Raw genomic sequence first — 15,818 nt, 5'->3', positions numbered from 1 at the left:
GCACCTATTGCGCGGGATCGGAATTTATTTCCGCTTCCGGCCCGGAGTTGGCGTTCATATCTCGGATTGTTATGGCGGCTCTGTGCGTCCATTTCGGACAGCGGTTCGCGGGGCCGCCTGGAAGCTGTCATTCCCCTGGTCATATCGCTTCGTCAGCGTCGGCTATAGGCCGACGCTAAGGATACTGCAGGCAGCCGGAATGAGCTGCCTGCGAGGGGGTTAGTCCTTCGCACACCACAGAGCAAAGGTCTCCTGCTCATCTTCCAGGGGCGCCCCGTTTGCCAGGTAGCTTGGCTTCCAGACGTCGCGGATGAACGCTTCCATCGTCGTCGGCAGTTGCGGGCGATCCTCATGCTGCCCGTGGAACTTGACGAGGCCGCTGTTCAGGGCTTCAGTCGTAAGTACGTCGTAATGCCATCTTTCCGGCGTCCCGAACCGCCCGATGAATTCGGCTTTCACCTCTTCGCGCTTCGTATCGATGTAGCGATAGTCGACCGGCTTGCCGATCTGAGCGCTGATGATCGCGGCCAGGTCATTCATGGAGATGTCCTCAGAGCCGACCTCAAGGTTGACCCGGTGTCTGCCTCTTGGATTGGTCAGTTCCCTGGCAGCCAGGCATGCAATGTCATCAATTGCCACCCATGGCATCTTCAGATCCGGCAGGCAGGACCACCCAATGCGGCCATATCTAGCAACCGGCCTGATCCACTGAACCGTATCTTCCATGAACCAGGCGCCACGCAGGTGAACCAGATCGATCGAGCCCAGTTCGTTGAGCTTGGTGTCGAGATGGTGGAAGCCCTTGAAATGGCCGGTCTTCGCGTTGACCTCGGACCCCATGGCGGTCAGGCTCACGGCCAGCTTGACGTCGGACTTTTCAAGCGCATCGACAAAACGCTGGGCCACGACGGGATAGTGACCCTCGAAGTCGTTCCAGTCTGTCTTGATCTTGTTCCAGTCTGTCTTGACCATCAGAAACGCGGCATCGACATCGCGGAAAAATGCGTGGAGATCACCCGTCCCACTATCAAAGCTTCCGATGAAGGGCTCTGCGCCGAGCGAAACCAGCTCTTCCAGCGCCGGACCACCTCTGGACAGGGCTCTTACCTGATGCCCGGCGCTCAAAAGGGTTCGGGTAAGCTTGTCCCCAACTCGTCCCGTTGCACCAACGACAGCAATTCTCATAACACACTCCGTTCCATGATTGATCACTGAACGGTAGCCCATTGCAGACCTGGCGAATTTGGAGATAATGCCACATGATCTCTAAATCAGGCCAATCTTCCGAAGCGTTGTTGAGCTGTTATGCTGAGTGCGATCCCGATAGTCTGGATCGCACGGCATTCGCCGTGCGTCTCGACTTCAGCCAGTACAAGGCCGAAGTGCCTCTGCACCAGCATCGCCAGGGACAGCTTGTCATGGCCCTGCACGGCGCCGTCACCTGCAGGACGGAGAAAGCCCTCTGGATTGTTCCACCGGATTGCGGCGTCTGGATACCGGGGGGCATTCTTCACAGCAACCAGGCCACGTCCAACGCCCATCTCTCCTACCTGTTCGTCGAGCCCGGCGCAGCGGCGCTGCCTATGGAGTGCTGCACCCTTTCTGTCTCGCCGATGCTGCGTGAGATGATCCTGCGCCTGGCAGATGTGCCGGTCAATTTTGCCGGGAATGAACATATTGAGCGTCTGGTCAGGGTCATGCTTGACGAACTGGTGCAGATGCCGATAGAGGCGCTGTCGCTGCCCGCATCCCATCATCCCAAGATCAACGCGATCACCGCTGCCTTGACGGATGACCCAAGCGATCGCCGCACACTTGCCGACTGGGCGGCACATGTCGCTATGAGCGAGCGATCCCTCAAGCGGCTGATGGTCGAGGAAACCGGACTGACATTCGGCCGGTGGCGGCGCCAGTTGCATCTTGTCATCGCCTTGCGCGAACTGGCCAGCGGCGCGTCGGTACAGAGGGTCTCGAGCGATCTCGGCTACGAGTCGCCGACCGCCTTCATCGTGATGTTCAAGAAGGCGCTCGGCACCACGCCCGCACGCTATTTCTCAAGCCAATCTGCCGACCGGTCGCCGCGCTCCAACTGAAGGCGATATGAGATGAGATCTGGCGCTACGTCAAACGATTGCTATGCGTTCAGGTTCGGCATTCTCTCCGGGCCGATTTGTCTTTCTGACATCCAATAGCGGACTTTCCGCTCGCGGCCCCAAACCGGATATTGGATGCGCATCTGACGAACGTCATCATCCATTTATCCGGCAATTCCTAGGCCCTGGAATTGCTCCAATCGCGCTATTCACAGATCCGTCGCCGAAACGGCTTGGCCATTGGCGGCAATCAGCCATTCGCGAAAGATTTGCGCCTCATCGGAAAGTCGGCTGGCCTCGAGCAGCCAATAGGATTTTTCCGTATCCGACGGCGTATCGAACAGGGTAACCAGCGTTCCATTGGCCAGCTCCTCGGCAATGAGCGCGGTCGGGCAAAGACCAATGCCCTGTCCCCCGATGACGGAACCGATCATCAGGCTGAAATCGGCAAAGATCGGGCCAGGTTTGGGAGACTGGCGGATGCCCTCGAGGGCGAACCAGCGTGTCCAGGCTGTTGTCGTCTCATCGTGCAACAGATCCAGATCGAGAAGATCGGCCGGCTTCCTGATCGGGCCATGACGATGCTCGTATTCCGCCGCGCAGGTCGGCCTCGTTTCCGCGGTCAGAAGCGAGATGGCGTTTGCGCCGGGTTTTGGGCCATGGCGTATCAGCAGATCGACGCTCGCTGCTTCCGGCGTCCTCGCATCGAGTGCGTAGACGATATTGATATGGATCTCGGGGTGTTCCTTCCTGAATTCAGGTAATCGCGGTATCAGCCAGCGGGTGGCGACGGAAGCAATGCATGCGACGCTGACGGGCCTCTCATTGCCGTCCAGCTTCAACCGTCGAGCCGCGATCTCGATATGTCCAAGGCCGTTTGCAACCGCTGTTCCGAATTCTCGGCCCGCCATCGTCGCCGTCACGCCACGGGCATGGCGCGTAAAGAGCTTGATATCAAGCCATCCCTCCACTGTGCGCACATGCTGGCTTACGCCCGCAGCCGTGAGATTGAGCTCGCTCGCCGCTTTGGCGAAGCTCTCATGACGGATGGCGGCCTCGAAGGCGCGAAGGGAGGCAAGTGGGATATGTCGCATCCCTCAAGGCTAAGTAGGACTTAGCCAAAGCACAAGCGCAATCGACGTTGCGCGGAGGCTTTATATCCTTACATTGCAGGCAAACGAATGGTTCGGCTCTAGATCGGTAAGGAATGAAACGTCGCTATGGACAATCTTTTCGATATGCCTGTTCCCGCGGATGCCGAGGAGCGGCGCCGCAAGCCGCCCGTCGTTGTCTATCCGAACGGGACGCTGCCGCCAGCCGATATGGAGGTGCTGCGTGCTGCGCGGCGGGATATGGCCAAGATAGAAGACGTCATCGTGCCGCCGCGCGACGGCGGCAGCTTTCGCGTGCCGAAGGGGCATTTCTTTCGCATCGTCGGCGTGGATGGCTCGCAGGTCGGAGACCTCAATCTGTGGAATGCCGATGATCTTTCGGAGCGGTTTTTCAGCGGCAAGACGCGTGCGCTGCACGGCACACATGTCGGCGTCGGGGACAGGTTATGGAGCAATCTGCCTTACCTGCGGCCGATGGCGACGATCACCCACGATACGCTCGGCTGGTACGGTTTCGATGCGGATGGAGCCGGCGTCCACGATGTGATCGGCACGCGTTGCGATCCCTATACAAACCGGCTGCTGAACGGTGACGATTATCACCGTTGCTGCCATTCCAACCTGTCGCGCGCCCTCGCCAAGGAGCTGAACATCTCGGTCCAGGAAGCCGAGTTTCACGTCCATGACGTGCTGAACGTCTTCATGTGCACCGGTTTCACGCGCGACACCTTTCAATATTTCATGAAGGCAAGTCCGGTGAGGCCTGGCGATTTCATCGAGTTCTTCGCCGAGATTGATCTTCTCGGCGCTCTTTCGGCCTGCCCGGGCGGTGATTGCGGCAGCGAACATTCGAGCGATACGGCGCCCGGTTATCCATTGCGGGTGGAGATCTGGCGGCCTAAGCCTGCAAGCCTTGCCGGCAGGGTTTTTCCGGAGCGCAACGCCTATCCCCGGACACACGGACTGTAATCCGATCGTCCGAAAGACTCCAAAACAGTTTGCCGGCGGTTTCGGCCGCCGGCAATCCTAAAGTCGTCTATCAAGCCAGGCATCTGCCAGCGGGCAGAGCTCGGTTGATTGCTTAGTTGCACACGCGAACGCGCTCGTAGTGCCAGCCGTCGTCATACGCGTTGTCGACCTGACGGTTTTCCAACCAGCACCGCGGCGGAGGCGCTTCGTACACAGGGCCTCTGTCATACACCGGGCCTCTGTTGGCAAGGGCGCCCCCGACGATCAGGCCACCGAGGAGACCTGCGGCAACACCGCCCGCGATCGCGCCGCCATTGTGGTGATGATGGTGGCGGCGCCAACCGCCATCGTCACGCCAGTCGCCGCGGCGGCCGTCGTAATACTGTGCCTGTGCGTTGCTGACAGGCGCCAATGCGCCGCCTACGACCGTAGCGGCCAGCAAAACTGTAAGAACCGTCTTCTTTATCATGACTACCTCCAAAGCAGTCTTTATGCTCAGCGAATGCGCGAGTCACTTAATCAACGTTTTAAGCATGATTATGTTCAGCTGAATATATCATGAATGTGCCGTTCATCGGATGTAAGACCTGGAAATCAAGTCGAAAGCGAGGCGGCCTCGCTTTTCAGCGCGAGGGCAATCGTCTTGTCGCTCTTATCCATTCAAGCACACGCGATTCAGGGTCATGATTGCGGGTGATATCCGTCACGACGGCGGCGATGTCGGCTCCATGCTCGAAGACGCCTGTAAGACGCTCGACCGTCAAGCCGCCGATCGCGACAAGTGGCATATTGCCGATGTGGGCCTTCCATTGGCCGATGCGCTCCAGACCCTGCGGCGCCCAGAGCATGGCCTTGAGGATGGTCGGGTAAATCGGCCCGAGGGCTATATAGTCGGGTTTGGCAGCCAGTGCCGTCGACAACTCCACCTCGTCATGCGTCGAGAGCCCTAGTTTCAACCCGGCGGCGCGAATGGCCACGAGATCGGCGGCGGCAAGATCTTCCTGGCCGAGATGGATGAAATCGCAGCCTTCGTCGATCGCGAGCTGCCAATAGTCGTTGACGATCAACTGGCATCCATGTGCGGCACAAATTGCCTTCGATTCGCGAATTTCCGCACGGATTTCCGCCTGTGTGCGATCCTTGATGCGCAGCTGCGCCAGGTTGACGCCAAGAGGCACCAGCCTCTTTATCCAGGCGGCGCTATCGACGATCAGATAGAAGGGATCGAGTGTCATGAGAAAACCGCCTTTCCGATGACCGGTGTCGACGGCACCGCCATATCGCGCGGCTCCAGCATGCCCGCGCCGAATGCCTGTCTGCCGGCATCGATCGCCTTGGCAAAGGCTTCCGCCATCATGGCCGGATCGCCGGCGCCGGCGACGGCCGTATTGAGCAGCACGGCATCGAAGCCGAGTTCCATGACGATGGCCGCATGCGAGGGTCTGCCGATGCCGGCATCCACGATCAACGGCACTTCCGGAAAATGCGCTCTCATCGAGCGAAGGGCGGAAAGATTGAGAGGACCGACCGCCGTTCCGATCGGCGCGCACCAGGGCATCAGCACCTTACATCCGGCCTCCAGCAGTCGTTCGGCGACGACGAGGTCGTCCGTCGTATAGGGAAAGACCTCGAATCCCTCGTCTGTGAGAATTCTCGCCGCCTCCACCAGCGCGAAGACATCTGGCTGCAGCGTGTCGTGGTTACCGATGACTTCGAGCTTGATCCAGTTGGTCCGGAAGACCTCACGCGCCATCTTCGCTGTTAGCACCGCTTCCGAGACACCATGGCAGCCGGCGGTATTGGGAAGAACGCGAACGCCAAGCTCGCGAATCATCTCGAAGAATGCACCGCCATTGCGCCCGCCCGCCGTTTCCCGGCGCAGCGATACGGTGACGATTTCGGTTGCCGAGCGCTTGACGGCTTCCGTCAGCACGGCCGGGGAGGGATAGCGCGCCGTGCCGAGAAGAAGATGCGATGCAATCCGGGCTCCGTAGAGTTCGATCATGGTCAGCCTCCCTGCATCGGCGTCAGGATCTCGATCCTGTCGTCGTCGGCTAAGGCGTGGTCGTCGCGTTCTTCGCGATGGATGAGTTCGCCATTGACGGCGGTTGCCAGCCACTCGCCTTCGTATTCGAGCGCGGCGAGGAGCTGCGAAAGCGTGGTTGCGTCGACGGTCTGTGCTTCGCCATTGATGATCAGGCGCATTGGCGGTTCCTGTCGCTGTTGTGTCCGGAAAAGATGAGATCCGCGGCTTCTACGGTCATCGTCGGCGCCAGCAGGAAGCCGTGGCGATAAAGGCCATTGATAAGGATGGTCTTGCCCTCCCGCGTCACGCGCGGAAGATTGTCTGGAAAGGCGGGACGGATGCCGGCGCCGGTTTCGACGATAGCGGCATCGGCGAAGGCGGGATGCAGCGCATAGGCGGCGTTCAAGAGTTCCATCAGCGAGCGGGCGGTGATCGGCCCCTCGAAATCCGTTTCGATCATCGTCGCGCCGACCATGAACAGGCCTTCGCCGCGCGGCACGATATAGACGGGAAATCGCGGATGCAGCAGGCGGACGGGCCGCGCAAGGGTGACCTCTTGCGTCCGCAGATAGAGCATTTCGCCGCGTACGCCCCGCAATTCTCTGCTTTCGCCGACACCGGCGGCGCCCGTGCAGTCCATGACGCCAGAAAATTCGGCGTCATTCGCAATGTGATCGACAAATGTCACGCCTTTCGCCGAAAGAGCGCCCTTCAATGACCGCAAGGCGTCGCGAGGATTGAGATGTGCTTCCTGCGGGAAGAACAGGCCATGCCTGAAGCGGCCGGCAAGGGAGGGTTCGAGGGTGGTGATTTCGGGCTCCTCGACCCAGCGGTAGCCCATCGTGCGGCTGGCGAATCGCTTCAGCTCGCCTTGGTCTCGGTTCGGCGCGACAACAAGCGTCCCGTTGCGGACGACCTTGCCGGGCAGAATTGCGTCCCATCGATCGGCAGAATCCCGGCCGCGTTCGAGCACGGCCTCATCGGCGCTTTCGCGTTCGCACCATGGCGCCAGCATTCCACCGGCAAGCCATGAGGCGGCTCGGCGGAAATTCGCATTGGGGTCGACAACCGTCACCTCGGCACCGCGAGCATGCAGTTCGTTGGCGACGGTGAGGCCGGCAACGCCGGCCCCTTTGACGAGGATGCGCATGTCACTCGGCCGGCTGGGCAGGGGTTTCGACCGGCATATAGAGATCGCCGCCCTCGCGGTATTTCGCCGCCATCGCCTCCAATCCTTCCTTCTGCGCCTCGGCGCGGATGTCGTGCGAGATCCGCATCGAGCAGAATTTCGGACCACACATCGAGCAGAAATGCGCAACCTTGTGGGCTTCCTTCGGTAGCGTTTCGTCATGGAAGCTGCGGGCGGTGTCGGGGTCGAGCGACAGGTTGAACTGGTCTTCCCAGCGGAATTCGAAGCGGGCGCGCGACAACGCGTCGTCGCGGACCTGAGCGGCCGGATGCCCCTTGGCGAGATCCGCCGCATGGGCGGCGATCTTATAGGTGATGACACCGGTCTTGACGTCGTTACGGTCGGGCAGGCCGAGATGCTCCTTCGGCGTGACGTAGCAGAGCATCGCCGTGCCGAACCAGCCGATCATGGCAGCGCCGATGCCCGAGGTGATGTGATCGTAGCCCGGCGCGATATCCGTCGTCAGCGGTCCGAGCGTGTAGAAGGGCGCCTCGCCGCAGACGGCGAGCTGCTTGTCCATGTTCTCCTTGATCTTGTGCATCGGCACATGGCCAGGGCCTTCGATCATTACCTGACAGTCTTTTGCCCAGGCAATCTTCGTCAGTTCGCCGAGCGTCTCGAGTTCGGCAAACTGCGCGGCATCGTTGGCATCGGCGATCGAGCCGGGGCGCAGGCCGTCGCCGAGGGAGAAGGAGACGTCATAGGCGCGGCAGATATCGCAGATTTCCTCGAAATGCTCGTAAAGGAAGCTCTCGCGATGGTGATGGAGGCACCACTTGGCCATGATCGAGCCGCCGCGCGAAACGATGCCGGTGACGCGATTGACGGTGAGCGGAATATAATGCAGTCGCACGCCGGCATGGATGGTGAAATAGTCGACACCCTGTTCGGCCTGCTCGATCAGCGTGTCGCGATAGACCTCCCAGGTGAGCTCCTCGGCAATGCCACCGACCTTTTCCAGAGCCTGGTAGAGCGGTACCGTGCCGATCGGCAGCGGCGAATTGCGGATGATCCATTCGCGGATGTTGTGAATATTGCGGCCGGTCGAAAGATCCATGACGGTATCGGCGCCCCAACGGGCGGCCCAGACCATCTTCTCGACCTCTTCGGCCATGGAGGAGGTGACGGCGGAGTTGCCGATATTGGCGTTGATCTTCACAAGGAAATTCCGGCCGATGATCATCGGCTCGCTCTCGGGATGATTAATGTTGGCAGGGATGATCGCCCGCCCGGCGGCGACTTCCTGACGGACGAATTCCGGCGTCACATGGTCGGGAATATGAGCGCCGAAGCTTTCGCCGTCGCGAATCAGGGTTTCGGCCTTCGCCTTGCGGCCGAGATTCTCGCGAATGGCGATGAATTCCATCTCCGGCGTGATGATGCCGGCGCGCGCATAGGCGAGCTGCGTGACGGCCTTGCCGTCCTTGGCGCGCAGCGGCTGGCGCTTGGCCGGAAACTCTGGTGTCAGCCGTTCGCCGGTGACGAAGCCGTTGTCTTCGGGGCGCACATGGCGGCCTTCATAGGCTTCGACATCACCGCGGGCGAGCACCCAGTCGCGGCGGAGCTGCGACAGGCCCTGCTCGATGGTGATATCGGCGCCCTCGATCGTGTAGGGGCCGGAGGAATCATAGACGACGACTGGCGGTTCGCCCGATGTCGGATGGACGCTGATCTCACGCATCGGCACGCGGATGTCGGTGTGTATATCTCCTGGAATGTAGATCTTCCGCGACGCCGGCAGGGGGCCGGTTGTGACGGTCGGGGTGAGGTTCTTTGCGGCAATGGTCATGGTTTGAGGCTCCAAGTTGTGGTTGGAGACCCAGTCAATCAGCCGGAATGATGAAAAGACGCCGACATGGAATCCACGCGGGAATCCGAAACCTTCGAGCGCTTGCACCGTCCCTACGCCAGTATGAACTGGATCAGGTTCAACGGGTCACTGCGCTACAAATCGGCTAAGCCGTATTGTCCAGCAGTATCTCAGCCCCTTGCCGGGACCCCCCTGGTGAATGCTGAAAGGCTATGCTCTCCCTTCGGCTTCTGTCAACCCTGCATCAATGATTGCATTTTCCTGGGAAGCAGCGCTCGGCACATCGGGGAATCTACCATTTAAACGTGCTTAAGCGGGTTGCCGGCATGGCGTCACTTCAATAGCGAGGCGCGGTGTTGCCGATGAAGCGGTGAGGGCCGGTGTGGGAGAGCTTGCTGGCGGTATCGAGCCAGATCTTGCCGCCGAGCGCGCGCCAGCGATGGCAGAAGGCGAAGTCTTCGCTCAGATAAATGCCCGTCCCTTCCTCGACCATGCATTCGAACAGGGCATATTGGGTGCTTGGCGAGCGCTTGGTGCTCGGATAGGCGTGGATGGCATTGTAGCGCAGTTCGGGATAAGCGGCGATCATCCTTTCGATGACGGCACGCTTGATCAGAAGCATGCCTGTGCCGGCATAGACGGCGCTGACGAAATCGCCGTCGCGCTCGGCGCTCTGGCCGACCAGCGGGCTTCCGACATAGTGGAGTGCCGCTGCCGCAAGAGACACTCCATCGCGCGAACCCACACGGGCGGCGGTGTCCCAGTCGTAGTCCTTGATCGGATACATGGCGGCGACCACGTCCTTGTCCGAATCCAGCAATCGCATCACCTGATCAGGCTCGAAGCTAATATCGGCGTCGATGAAGAGCATGTGGGTTGCCGTCGTATCGTTCAGGAAGGACGACACAAGCGTATTGCGGCTTCGGGTAATCAGCGCGTCATTGCTGAGAAGGGCGAGCGTCAGTTGCAAGCCGGCCTGCGCGCCGGTCTGCATCAGAGAAAAGATGGATTGCATATAATCCTTGGTGACGAGGCCGCCGAAACAGGGAGTCGCTATGAAGATCAACCGATTCTCGTTCATGCGCGATTTTCCCTTTCCAATGGCCCGAGTCGCCGGAATCTAGGAAGATTCAAGATTTCTGTGTGTAGCGATTTGTTGAGTTTTGTTTCTGCGCCCTTCCGTGCATTCGCGCCTTTGATGCTCTCCCCGTGATCCTCGGGCGAAACCGACCTCGCCCTGCCGTTCCCAGTTGCATTTAAGCAACAGCGACCAAGACTAACGCCAGGCGGGCGTCCGGCAAGGTTTCATATAATTGACAAACATACGGGCTGTTTGTAAGCCAGATGCAGGACAGAAATTGTCTTACGGTCGAGCGATCGGCCGGATCGGTAGGGGCATTTCAAGACCTTTGCCGCGGGGACAATCATGGAGGTTAGAGGGGACTCAAGCCAACATTACGTGCGTACTTGCCGGGCTGTGCGGTCGCGTTTTCGACCGAGCCAATCTTCAAGGTGTTTTCCAGCTCAGCGCTCGCGGTAAATTAGAAATGCATATTACAACCAGGAGTTTAATATGAATATCAAGAGCCTTCTTCTCGGCTCCGCTGCTGCGCTCGCAGCAGTTTCCGGTGCCCATGCAGCTGACGCTATCGTTGCTGCCGAGCCGGAGCCGTTGGAATACGTCCGCATCTGCGACGCTTACGGTGCTGGTTACTTCTTCATCCCGGGCACGGAAACCTGCCTCAAGATCGGCGGCCGTGTCCGTACCGAAGGCGAGTGGTACGATGCCTACAACCCGAACAGCAAGAACGGTACGCTGTGGCACACCCGTGCAGAGCTGAGCGTCGACACCGCGACCGACACCGAATACGGCCCGCTGAAGACCAATACGGTCATCCGTTGGGACTGGAACGACGGTAACTCCACCTCCACCAAGCTGCTGTTCGCCAACATCAGCCTCGGCGGTTTCCTCGTCGGTAAGGCCGATTCGCAGTATAACTACTACATCGGTTATGCCGGCGACGTCATCAACGACGACGTGATCTATGACGGTCCGTACGAACTCAACCAGCTGACCTACAGCTACGACGCCGGCAACGGCTTCACGGCTGTGATCTCGGTTGAAGATTCGAACTCCAGCGGTTCGGATGCTTCCTATGGCTCCAGCTGGTGGTCTGACGACAAGGGCAACCATTACGCTCCCGACGTCGTTGCCGGTGCCGGCTTCAAGTCTGGCGCATGGGGCTTCAAGGTCGTCGGCGGTTACGACTCGATCGTCGAAGAAGGCGCCATCAAAGCTCGCGTTGACGCTGACTTCGGCGTATTCTCGGCCTTCTTGATGGGTGGCTGGAACACCGATGGCGACAAGCTCAACAAGTATGCCGGTACCAACCTCGATCGTTCGGCTTGCCCCGTTAACGATGAGTCGAAGTGCGGCTGGGGTGACTGGGCTGTTTGGGGCGGCGTTGCCGTTCCGATCAATGAAAAGCTGAAGTGGAACCTGCAGCTCGCCTACACCGACTCGAAGATCTTTGCCGCGACCACGAACGTCAAGTGGAACCCGGTCAAGAACCTGCTCATCGAGCCGGAAGTCTCCTACACCAACTTCGATTCTGTAAACCAGGATCAGTGGGCTGGTATCCTGCGCTTCGAGCGTAGCTTCTAATTGTGAATTACCCGGCCTCGTGCCGGGTATGGAGAAGCCTGATGTTCCAATCCGTCAGGCTTCTTTCACCGATCGGTTGACCTCCGATCAAAGTAAAGGATCCGGCTTTCCCTCCGGATCCTTTTTTCGTTCAAAGCTTTGATTTTGCTTGATTTGCTTTATGCAGCCGAGGTCTCTACCTCATGTGCCTGCTCCAGCGGGAACCATGTCTTCAAGATCATCTTGATGAACATCTGTCCGCAAGGCACGAGCTGGAAATTGCCCCTGTCGAGCGTCCATTCGGTGATCAGCCCGCCGATGACCGCCGTCAGCGCGGAGGCGGCCGTATCCGGCGTCCATGGCGCTGGCAGCTTCGTCTTCTCATTCATCAGGGTGAATATGCGTTCGAAGTGCTCGTGCATATCGTGCCGGAAGGAGCTGGCGCGGCTCGTGGTGCCGTCGCAAAAGGCCATGTCGAGGTGCATCATCACCTTCAGCATGCTTCTCTTGCGCGGATCGCCCTGGACATCGTCGAATATCCCGGCAATCGCCTCTGCCACAAGATCAAGCGGATTTGTCGGGAGCTCCTTCGACATCCGCTCGGCCAATTCCTGAAATGGCTGCTGCGCCTCATCGCGGATCGCGAACATCAGCCCTTGCTTGTTCTTGAAATGCCAGTGCACCGCCCCCCGCGTTACACCAGCCGCTGCGGCTATCTCCTCGAGGCTGACATTCTCGTAGCCCTTGTCGAGAAACAAAGCCTTTGCCGAATGCAAGATCTCGCTCCTCGTCTCCGCCGCCTCCTCCTTAGTGCGCCTCATTCACGTCTCCACAGAAATCAGTCAAGCTGGACCCCTTTTTTCTGGCATTCTTACCCCACCGTTGCCGCTTATCGCTGGAAACTCCTCATACCAGCAATGCGGCCGAATTATATAATCCCCTAAAATTGGGGAAGGAAATCGTAACAGGAGGCCTTCGTCAAGCGCCTATAAGCCACGCGCAAGTTTCCGCGTTCAATTTCCCCGCGTTGGGAAGTGAAAAGTCGAAAATGTGCGGATGCTAATATGTAGCCATGACGGCACTATATTGGCTGCACGAAGCCGAGTTCGCTCGCCCGGGAACCGATGCGCCAGTCAAATCGGGGCAAAGGGCGCGTTTGATCTTCGGCGTTCGCAACTCCATCCGCTCTTATCGACTATCGACGTCAAGCCGTCGCTCTGGCGCGACGAAGCCTGGCGATAGCCAAGTTCAAATCGGGTACGCGTAAGCCATGTGAGTTCCTCTCAACGCTCATATCTGGAGGCCCCAATGACGAGCATTACCTCAGTCTCTTCAAATAATTATTACCAGCATAAGACGTTGCGCTCCTCATCGTCGAGCGACGACGATTCCATCTCTTCGCTGCTGTCCCGCAGCTCCTCGAGCGATTCTTCCGGCACGGATTCCTTGTCCTCTTCGGACGACTCGTCCCAGCTTGCTTCGGCGGAACAGCTGATCGCGCAACTGATGAACATCATTCTCAATCTGCAGGCCAATAGCGGCAGCGACGGCTCGCCCTCGAATTCGGATGGTGATTCGACCGACTCGACATCGAGCACCGGGCAGACTTCCGCTTCCGGCAAACAGAGCGATATGATCAGCGCCATGGACACCAATGGCGACGGCGATATCAGCGAGGCAGAATTTGTTGCTGCTCGGCCGTCCGACGTCAGCGAAGATCAGGCGCAGCAACTGTTCGAGAGCTTCGATCAAAACAATACCGACTCGCTCAGCGAATCGCAGCTTGAAAATGCCATGCAGGCGGGTCGGCAGCCGCCACCACCACCGGGCAGCCAGATGAGCGACGACGAGCTCTCCACCGCGTTTTCCTCCATGGACAAGGATGGTGACGGCAATGTGAGTGAATCCGAGTTCGTTGCTGCCCGTCCATCCGATGTCAGCGAAAATCAGGCAACGGCGCTGTTCAAGAGCCTCGATACGTCCGGTTCCGGATCGTTGACGCAGAGCCAGTTCGAGCACGTCATGAGGCCGCAGCTGCCGGACTTCGGCAGTTTCTATACATTCAATGAACAAGACCAGACGACGAGCGATCTGCTGACGCTCTGATCGGGCATGAAATTTCGCATTTAATCCATGTGTAGCGCCGGCAACCCGGACAAGAGACGTTGGGGCCTCCACGTCCGGGTGCGCCGGCTCTTTTTATATTCGCCCGATGGACGGTTGCCAGATGCGGGAGAAAAATCCGAAAATCCTCGATGTGAGAGCGACGGAATTCGGCGGATAGCCCGTTCAATCCTTGCGAACCCATGTTTGATGTCGAAGGACGATACGCTGACCGAGATGCCGCGATCCGACAGGAGCCGCTTGCCGGATTTGACGGCCGGGCAGAGCTTTTTTGCCGAAAGCCCGAGCCGGGCGGCACGCCATGCCGGTATCGCGCGAAACAGGAGCGGTGGCGATTGTCGATGAAGTGGGATCGCGCGCCCAGGAGCGGCGACGCGGATGAGGATCTGCTTGGTCGTATCGCCGCTGGTGACGTTCCGGCAATGCGTATGATGGTGGCAAGGCAGCTGCCGCGCATCATCGCCGTGGCGACCCGTATGCTCGGCGATGCAAGCGAAGCCGAGGATGTGGCGCAGGAGACGCTTCTGCGTGTCTGGCGCAATGCCGGCGGCTGGCGTCAGCGCAATGCCCGCTTCAGTACCTGGGTGCATCGCGTGGCGATCAACCTTTGCTATGATCGCTTGCGCCGACGTAAGGATGTTCTCGCCGAGCATCCGCCGGACATCGAATATGAAGGGCCGGCGCCGGATGCGGGCCTGATAAGCGAGGAGGATCCGTCCAAGCGTGTGGAGCGGGCGATGCAGATGATCGCGCCCCGGCAGCGCGAGGCGATCATTCTGGTCTATTATCAGGCGCTGTCGAATGCCGAGGCGGCCGAGATCATGGACGTCAGCGTCGACGCACTGGAGAGCTTGCTTGCGCGTGGACGGCGCTCATTACAGCTGCTTTTGTTGAAGGAACAGGGCGATGGTTGAGAATATCGCAGGTCCGATGAATGCCGGGCGATTCGAGGAGCTGACCGCTGCTTATGGCGGCGATATCGCCCGGTGGCCGCAGGCTGAGCGCGCCGCCGCGCGGGAATTTGCGAAAGACCCGGCCGCAGCCGGAATTCTCTCTCGCGCCGCCGATCTGGATGCATTGCTCGATACCTATGTCGTCAGACCGGGCCATGTGGATCTGCAACGCCGAATCCTTAAAAACTTCGCTCGCCGCCTGACAATTAGAAATTGGTTCCGTTTCGGTTCCGCCGGCATCGGCCTTGTCGGCGTCGGCATCGCCGGCGCGCTTGCCGGCAGCATCGCTATTGCCGTGCTGACGCCCAGCCTGACATCCGATACTTCAGTCGTCTCCGACGGAACCGCAACCATGTTCGGCGACATCGGGCCGGACGCGGGCATAGTGCAGGACAGCCAATGACGGATCGCAGTTTTAGAATAGTGGTCATTTCCCTGCTGGTACTGAATACGTTCCTGATCGGAGCATTGGCGGGCGGCGGCTTGACCTGGATCCGCAAGACGCAGGCGCGTGCGGGGATGATGCCGCTTGCCGGCGAGCAACTGCCTTCCGCGCAGAAGAAAGCTTTGCGTGCCGCACTCAACGAGGCGCGCAAGGACAACCGGCAGACCATTCTCGAAGCGCAGCAGGCCAAGGTGGACGCCGCTTCCATCCTGGGGCAGCCGATGCTGGACAAGGAAGCGCTGCTGGCTGCCCTGGCGCGGGCGCGCAATGCCGATATCGGTCTCAGGGCGAAGCTGGAGGAGCGCGCCGTCGACCTCGCCGCAACGCTCTCCTACGACGAACGCCGGGCGCTTGCCGAAAGCCTCGTTCGCCGCGGCGCGCCGAGAGCCGCTGCCACAAAATGATCATACTTGCCAAGCGACGGATCGGAACGAACCCCGCGTTTAAGGAGCA

The 15,818-nt window shown here is 59.5% G+C and carries 17 protein-coding genes and 1 riboswitch; of the genes, 7 read left to right on the top strand and 10 right to left on the bottom strand.

Going from position 1 to position 15,818, the window contains the following annotated elements; translation table 11 throughout:
- Nucleotides 1-219: 219 nt before the first annotated feature.
- Nucleotides 220-1,185 carry an NmrA family NAD(P)-binding protein gene (locus FP026_RS03840; protein ID WP_149633300.1) on the bottom strand — a complete coding sequence of 322 codons (966 nt, stop codon included), beginning with the start codon at nt 1,183-1,185 and terminating at the stop codon, nt 220-222.
- Between the two features lie 74 nt (nt 1,186-1,259).
- Between FP026_RS03840 and FP026_RS03835 the strand changes: the two genes are divergently transcribed.
- Nucleotides 1,260-2,093: an AraC family transcriptional regulator gene (locus FP026_RS03835; protein ID WP_149633299.1), complete on the top strand. Its 834-nt coding sequence runs from the start codon at nt 1,260-1,262 to the stop codon at nt 2,091-2,093.
- A 209-nt stretch (nt 2,094-2,302) separates the two neighbouring features.
- Here FP026_RS03835 and FP026_RS03830 read toward each other — a convergent pair whose 3' ends face one another.
- A complete protein-coding gene (locus FP026_RS03830; RefSeq protein ID WP_149633298.1) occupies nt 2,303-3,187 on the bottom strand; it encodes a LysR substrate-binding domain-containing protein in 885 nt (294 codons plus the stop codon).
- A gap of 126 nt (nt 3,188-3,313) precedes the next feature.
- On the opposite strand from FP026_RS03830, the gene FP026_RS03825 reads away from it, so the two are divergent.
- Complete coding sequence (locus tag FP026_RS03825; protein ID WP_149633297.1) at nt 3,314-4,174, top strand: urea carboxylase-associated family protein; 861 nt, start codon at nt 3,314-3,316, stop codon at nt 4,172-4,174.
- 112 nt (nt 4,175-4,286) lie between these two features.
- On the opposite strand, the gene FP026_RS03820 is transcribed toward FP026_RS03825, so the two are convergent.
- The 7 genes from FP026_RS03820 to FP026_RS03790 all read right to left on the bottom strand — a co-directional run bounded on the left by FP026_RS03820 (nt 4,287) and on the right by FP026_RS03790 (nt 10,280).
- A complete protein-coding gene (locus tag FP026_RS03820) occupies nt 4,287-4,643 on the bottom strand; it encodes a hypothetical protein (RefSeq protein WP_149633296.1) in 357 nt (118 codons plus the stop codon).
- A 154-nt stretch (nt 4,644-4,797) separates the two neighbouring features.
- Nucleotides 4,798-5,409: a thiamine phosphate synthase gene (locus FP026_RS03815; protein WP_149633295.1), complete on the bottom strand. Its 612-nt coding sequence runs from the start codon at nt 5,407-5,409 to the stop codon at nt 4,798-4,800.
- The gene (locus tag FP026_RS03810; protein ID WP_149633294.1) at nt 5,406-6,179 is read right to left on the bottom strand and encodes a thiazole synthase; all 774 of its coding nucleotides are present in this window, start codon (nt 6,177-6,179) and stop codon (nt 5,406-5,408) included. Before FP026_RS03810 ends, FP026_RS03815 begins: the two co-directional genes overlap by 4 nt.
- 2 nt (nt 6,180-6,181) lie before the next feature.
- Nucleotides 6,182-6,379: a sulfur carrier protein ThiS gene (gene thiS / locus FP026_RS03805; protein ID WP_149633293.1), complete on the bottom strand. Its 198-nt coding sequence runs from the start codon at nt 6,377-6,379 to the stop codon at nt 6,182-6,184.
- Nucleotides 6,370-7,350, bottom strand: coding sequence for a glycine oxidase ThiO (gene thiO / locus FP026_RS03800; RefSeq protein WP_149633292.1), 981 nt, complete (start codon nt 7,348-7,350; stop codon nt 6,370-6,372). The genes thiS and thiO overlap by 10 nt, the downstream gene beginning before the upstream one ends.
- A gap of 1 nt (nt 7,351) precedes the next feature.
- Entirely contained in the window at nt 7,352-9,178 is a 1,827-nt protein-coding gene (gene thiC, locus FP026_RS03795) for a phosphomethylpyrimidine synthase ThiC (RefSeq protein WP_149633291.1), read from the bottom strand.
- Between the two features lie 92 nt (nt 9,179-9,270).
- Nucleotides 9,271-9,403, bottom strand: a riboswitch (TPP riboswitch).
- A 133-nt stretch (nt 9,404-9,536) separates the two neighbouring features.
- Nucleotides 9,537-10,280 carry a hypothetical protein gene (locus FP026_RS03790; RefSeq protein WP_149633290.1) on the bottom strand — a complete coding sequence of 248 codons (744 nt, stop codon included), beginning with the start codon at nt 10,278-10,280 and terminating at the stop codon, nt 9,537-9,539.
- A 492-nt stretch (nt 10,281-10,772) separates the two neighbouring features.
- Between FP026_RS03790 and FP026_RS03785 the strand changes: the two genes are divergently transcribed.
- Nucleotides 10,773-11,864, top strand: a complete 1,092-nt coding sequence (locus FP026_RS03785) for a porin (protein ID WP_149633289.1) — start codon at nt 10,773-10,775, stop codon at nt 11,862-11,864.
- Nucleotides 11,865-12,022: 158 nt separating this feature from the next.
- Here FP026_RS03785 and FP026_RS03780 read toward each other — a convergent pair whose 3' ends face one another.
- Entirely contained in the window at nt 12,023-12,664 is a 642-nt protein-coding gene (locus FP026_RS03780; RefSeq protein ID WP_149633288.1) for a TetR family transcriptional regulator, read from the bottom strand.
- Between the two features lie 487 nt (nt 12,665-13,151).
- Between FP026_RS03780 and FP026_RS03775 the strand changes: the two genes are divergently transcribed.
- The 4 genes from FP026_RS03775 (at nt 13,152) to FP026_RS03760 (ending at nt 15,769) form a co-directional block, all read left to right on the top strand.
- The gene (locus FP026_RS03775) at nt 13,152-13,949 is read left to right on the top strand and encodes an EF-hand domain-containing protein (protein WP_149633287.1); all 798 of its coding nucleotides are present in this window, start codon (nt 13,152-13,154) and stop codon (nt 13,947-13,949) included.
- Between the two features lie 200 nt (nt 13,950-14,149).
- Nucleotides 14,150-14,881, top strand: a complete 732-nt coding sequence (locus FP026_RS03770; RefSeq protein WP_281408571.1) for an RNA polymerase sigma factor — start codon at nt 14,150-14,152, stop codon at nt 14,879-14,881.
- Nucleotides 14,874-15,323 carry a hypothetical protein gene (locus FP026_RS03765; RefSeq protein WP_149633285.1) on the top strand — a complete coding sequence of 150 codons (450 nt, stop codon included), beginning with the start codon at nt 14,874-14,876 and terminating at the stop codon, nt 15,321-15,323. Before FP026_RS03770 ends, FP026_RS03765 begins: the two co-directional genes overlap by 8 nt.
- Nucleotides 15,320-15,769: a periplasmic heavy metal sensor gene (locus FP026_RS03760; protein ID WP_149633284.1), complete on the top strand. Its 450-nt coding sequence runs from the start codon at nt 15,320-15,322 to the stop codon at nt 15,767-15,769. The genes FP026_RS03765 and FP026_RS03760 overlap by 4 nt, the downstream gene beginning before the upstream one ends.
- Nucleotides 15,770-15,818 lie beyond the last annotated feature (49 nt).

This window comes from Martinezella tropici, assembly GCF_008370325.1.
Taxonomy (GTDB): domain Bacteria; phylum Pseudomonadota; class Alphaproteobacteria; order Rhizobiales; family Rhizobiaceae; genus Rhizobium; species Rhizobium tropici_B.
This window is presented reverse-complemented; position numbering and strand designations above follow the sequence as displayed.

Bases quoted from the DNA above. Each gene is read 5' to 3' on its own strand.
- FP026_RS03840 (WP_149633300.1), bottom strand. From the start codon at position 1,185: ATGAGAATTGCTGTCGTTGGTGCAACGGGACGAGTTGGGGACAAGCTT.
- FP026_RS03835 (WP_149633299.1), top strand. From the start codon at position 1,260: ATGATCTCTAAATCAGGCCAATCTTCCGAAGCGTTGTTGAGCTGTTAT.
- FP026_RS03830 (WP_149633298.1), bottom strand. From the start codon at position 3,187: ATGCGACATATCCCACTTGCCTCCCTTCGCGCCTTCGAGGCCGCCATC.
- FP026_RS03825 (WP_149633297.1), top strand. From the start codon at position 3,314: ATGGACAATCTTTTCGATATGCCTGTTCCCGCGGATGCCGAGGAGCGG.
- FP026_RS03820 (WP_149633296.1), bottom strand. From the start codon at position 4,643: ATGATAAAGAAGACGGTTCTTACAGTTTTGCTGGCCGCTACGGTCGTA.
- FP026_RS03815 (WP_149633295.1), bottom strand. From the start codon at position 5,409: ATGACACTCGATCCCTTCTATCTGATCGTCGATAGCGCCGCCTGGATA.
- FP026_RS03810 (WP_149633294.1), bottom strand. From the start codon at position 6,179: ATGATCGAACTCTACGGAGCCCGGATTGCATCGCATCTTCTTCTCGGC.
- thiS (WP_149633293.1), bottom strand. From the start codon at position 6,379: ATGCGCCTGATCATCAATGGCGAAGCACAGACCGTCGACGCAACCACG.
- thiO (WP_149633292.1), bottom strand. From the start codon at position 7,350: ATGCGCATCCTCGTCAAAGGGGCCGGCGTTGCCGGCCTCACCGTCGCC.
- thiC (WP_149633291.1), bottom strand. From the start codon at position 9,178: ATGACCATTGCCGCAAAGAACCTCACCCCGACCGTCACAACCGGCCCC.
- FP026_RS03790 (WP_149633290.1), bottom strand. From the start codon at position 10,280: ATGAACGAGAATCGGTTGATCTTCATAGCGACTCCCTGTTTCGGCGGC.
- FP026_RS03785 (WP_149633289.1), top strand. From the start codon at position 10,773: ATGAATATCAAGAGCCTTCTTCTCGGCTCCGCTGCTGCGCTCGCAGCA.
- FP026_RS03780 (WP_149633288.1), bottom strand. From the start codon at position 12,664: ATGAGGCGCACTAAGGAGGAGGCGGCGGAGACGAGGAGCGAGATCTTG.
- FP026_RS03775 (WP_149633287.1), top strand. From the start codon at position 13,152: ATGACGAGCATTACCTCAGTCTCTTCAAATAATTATTACCAGCATAAG.
- FP026_RS03770 (WP_281408571.1), top strand. From the start codon at position 14,150: ATGTTTGATGTCGAAGGACGATACGCTGACCGAGATGCCGCGATCCGA.
- FP026_RS03765 (WP_149633285.1), top strand. From the start codon at position 14,874: ATGGTTGAGAATATCGCAGGTCCGATGAATGCCGGGCGATTCGAGGAG.
- FP026_RS03760 (WP_149633284.1), top strand. From the start codon at position 15,320: ATGACGGATCGCAGTTTTAGAATAGTGGTCATTTCCCTGCTGGTACTG.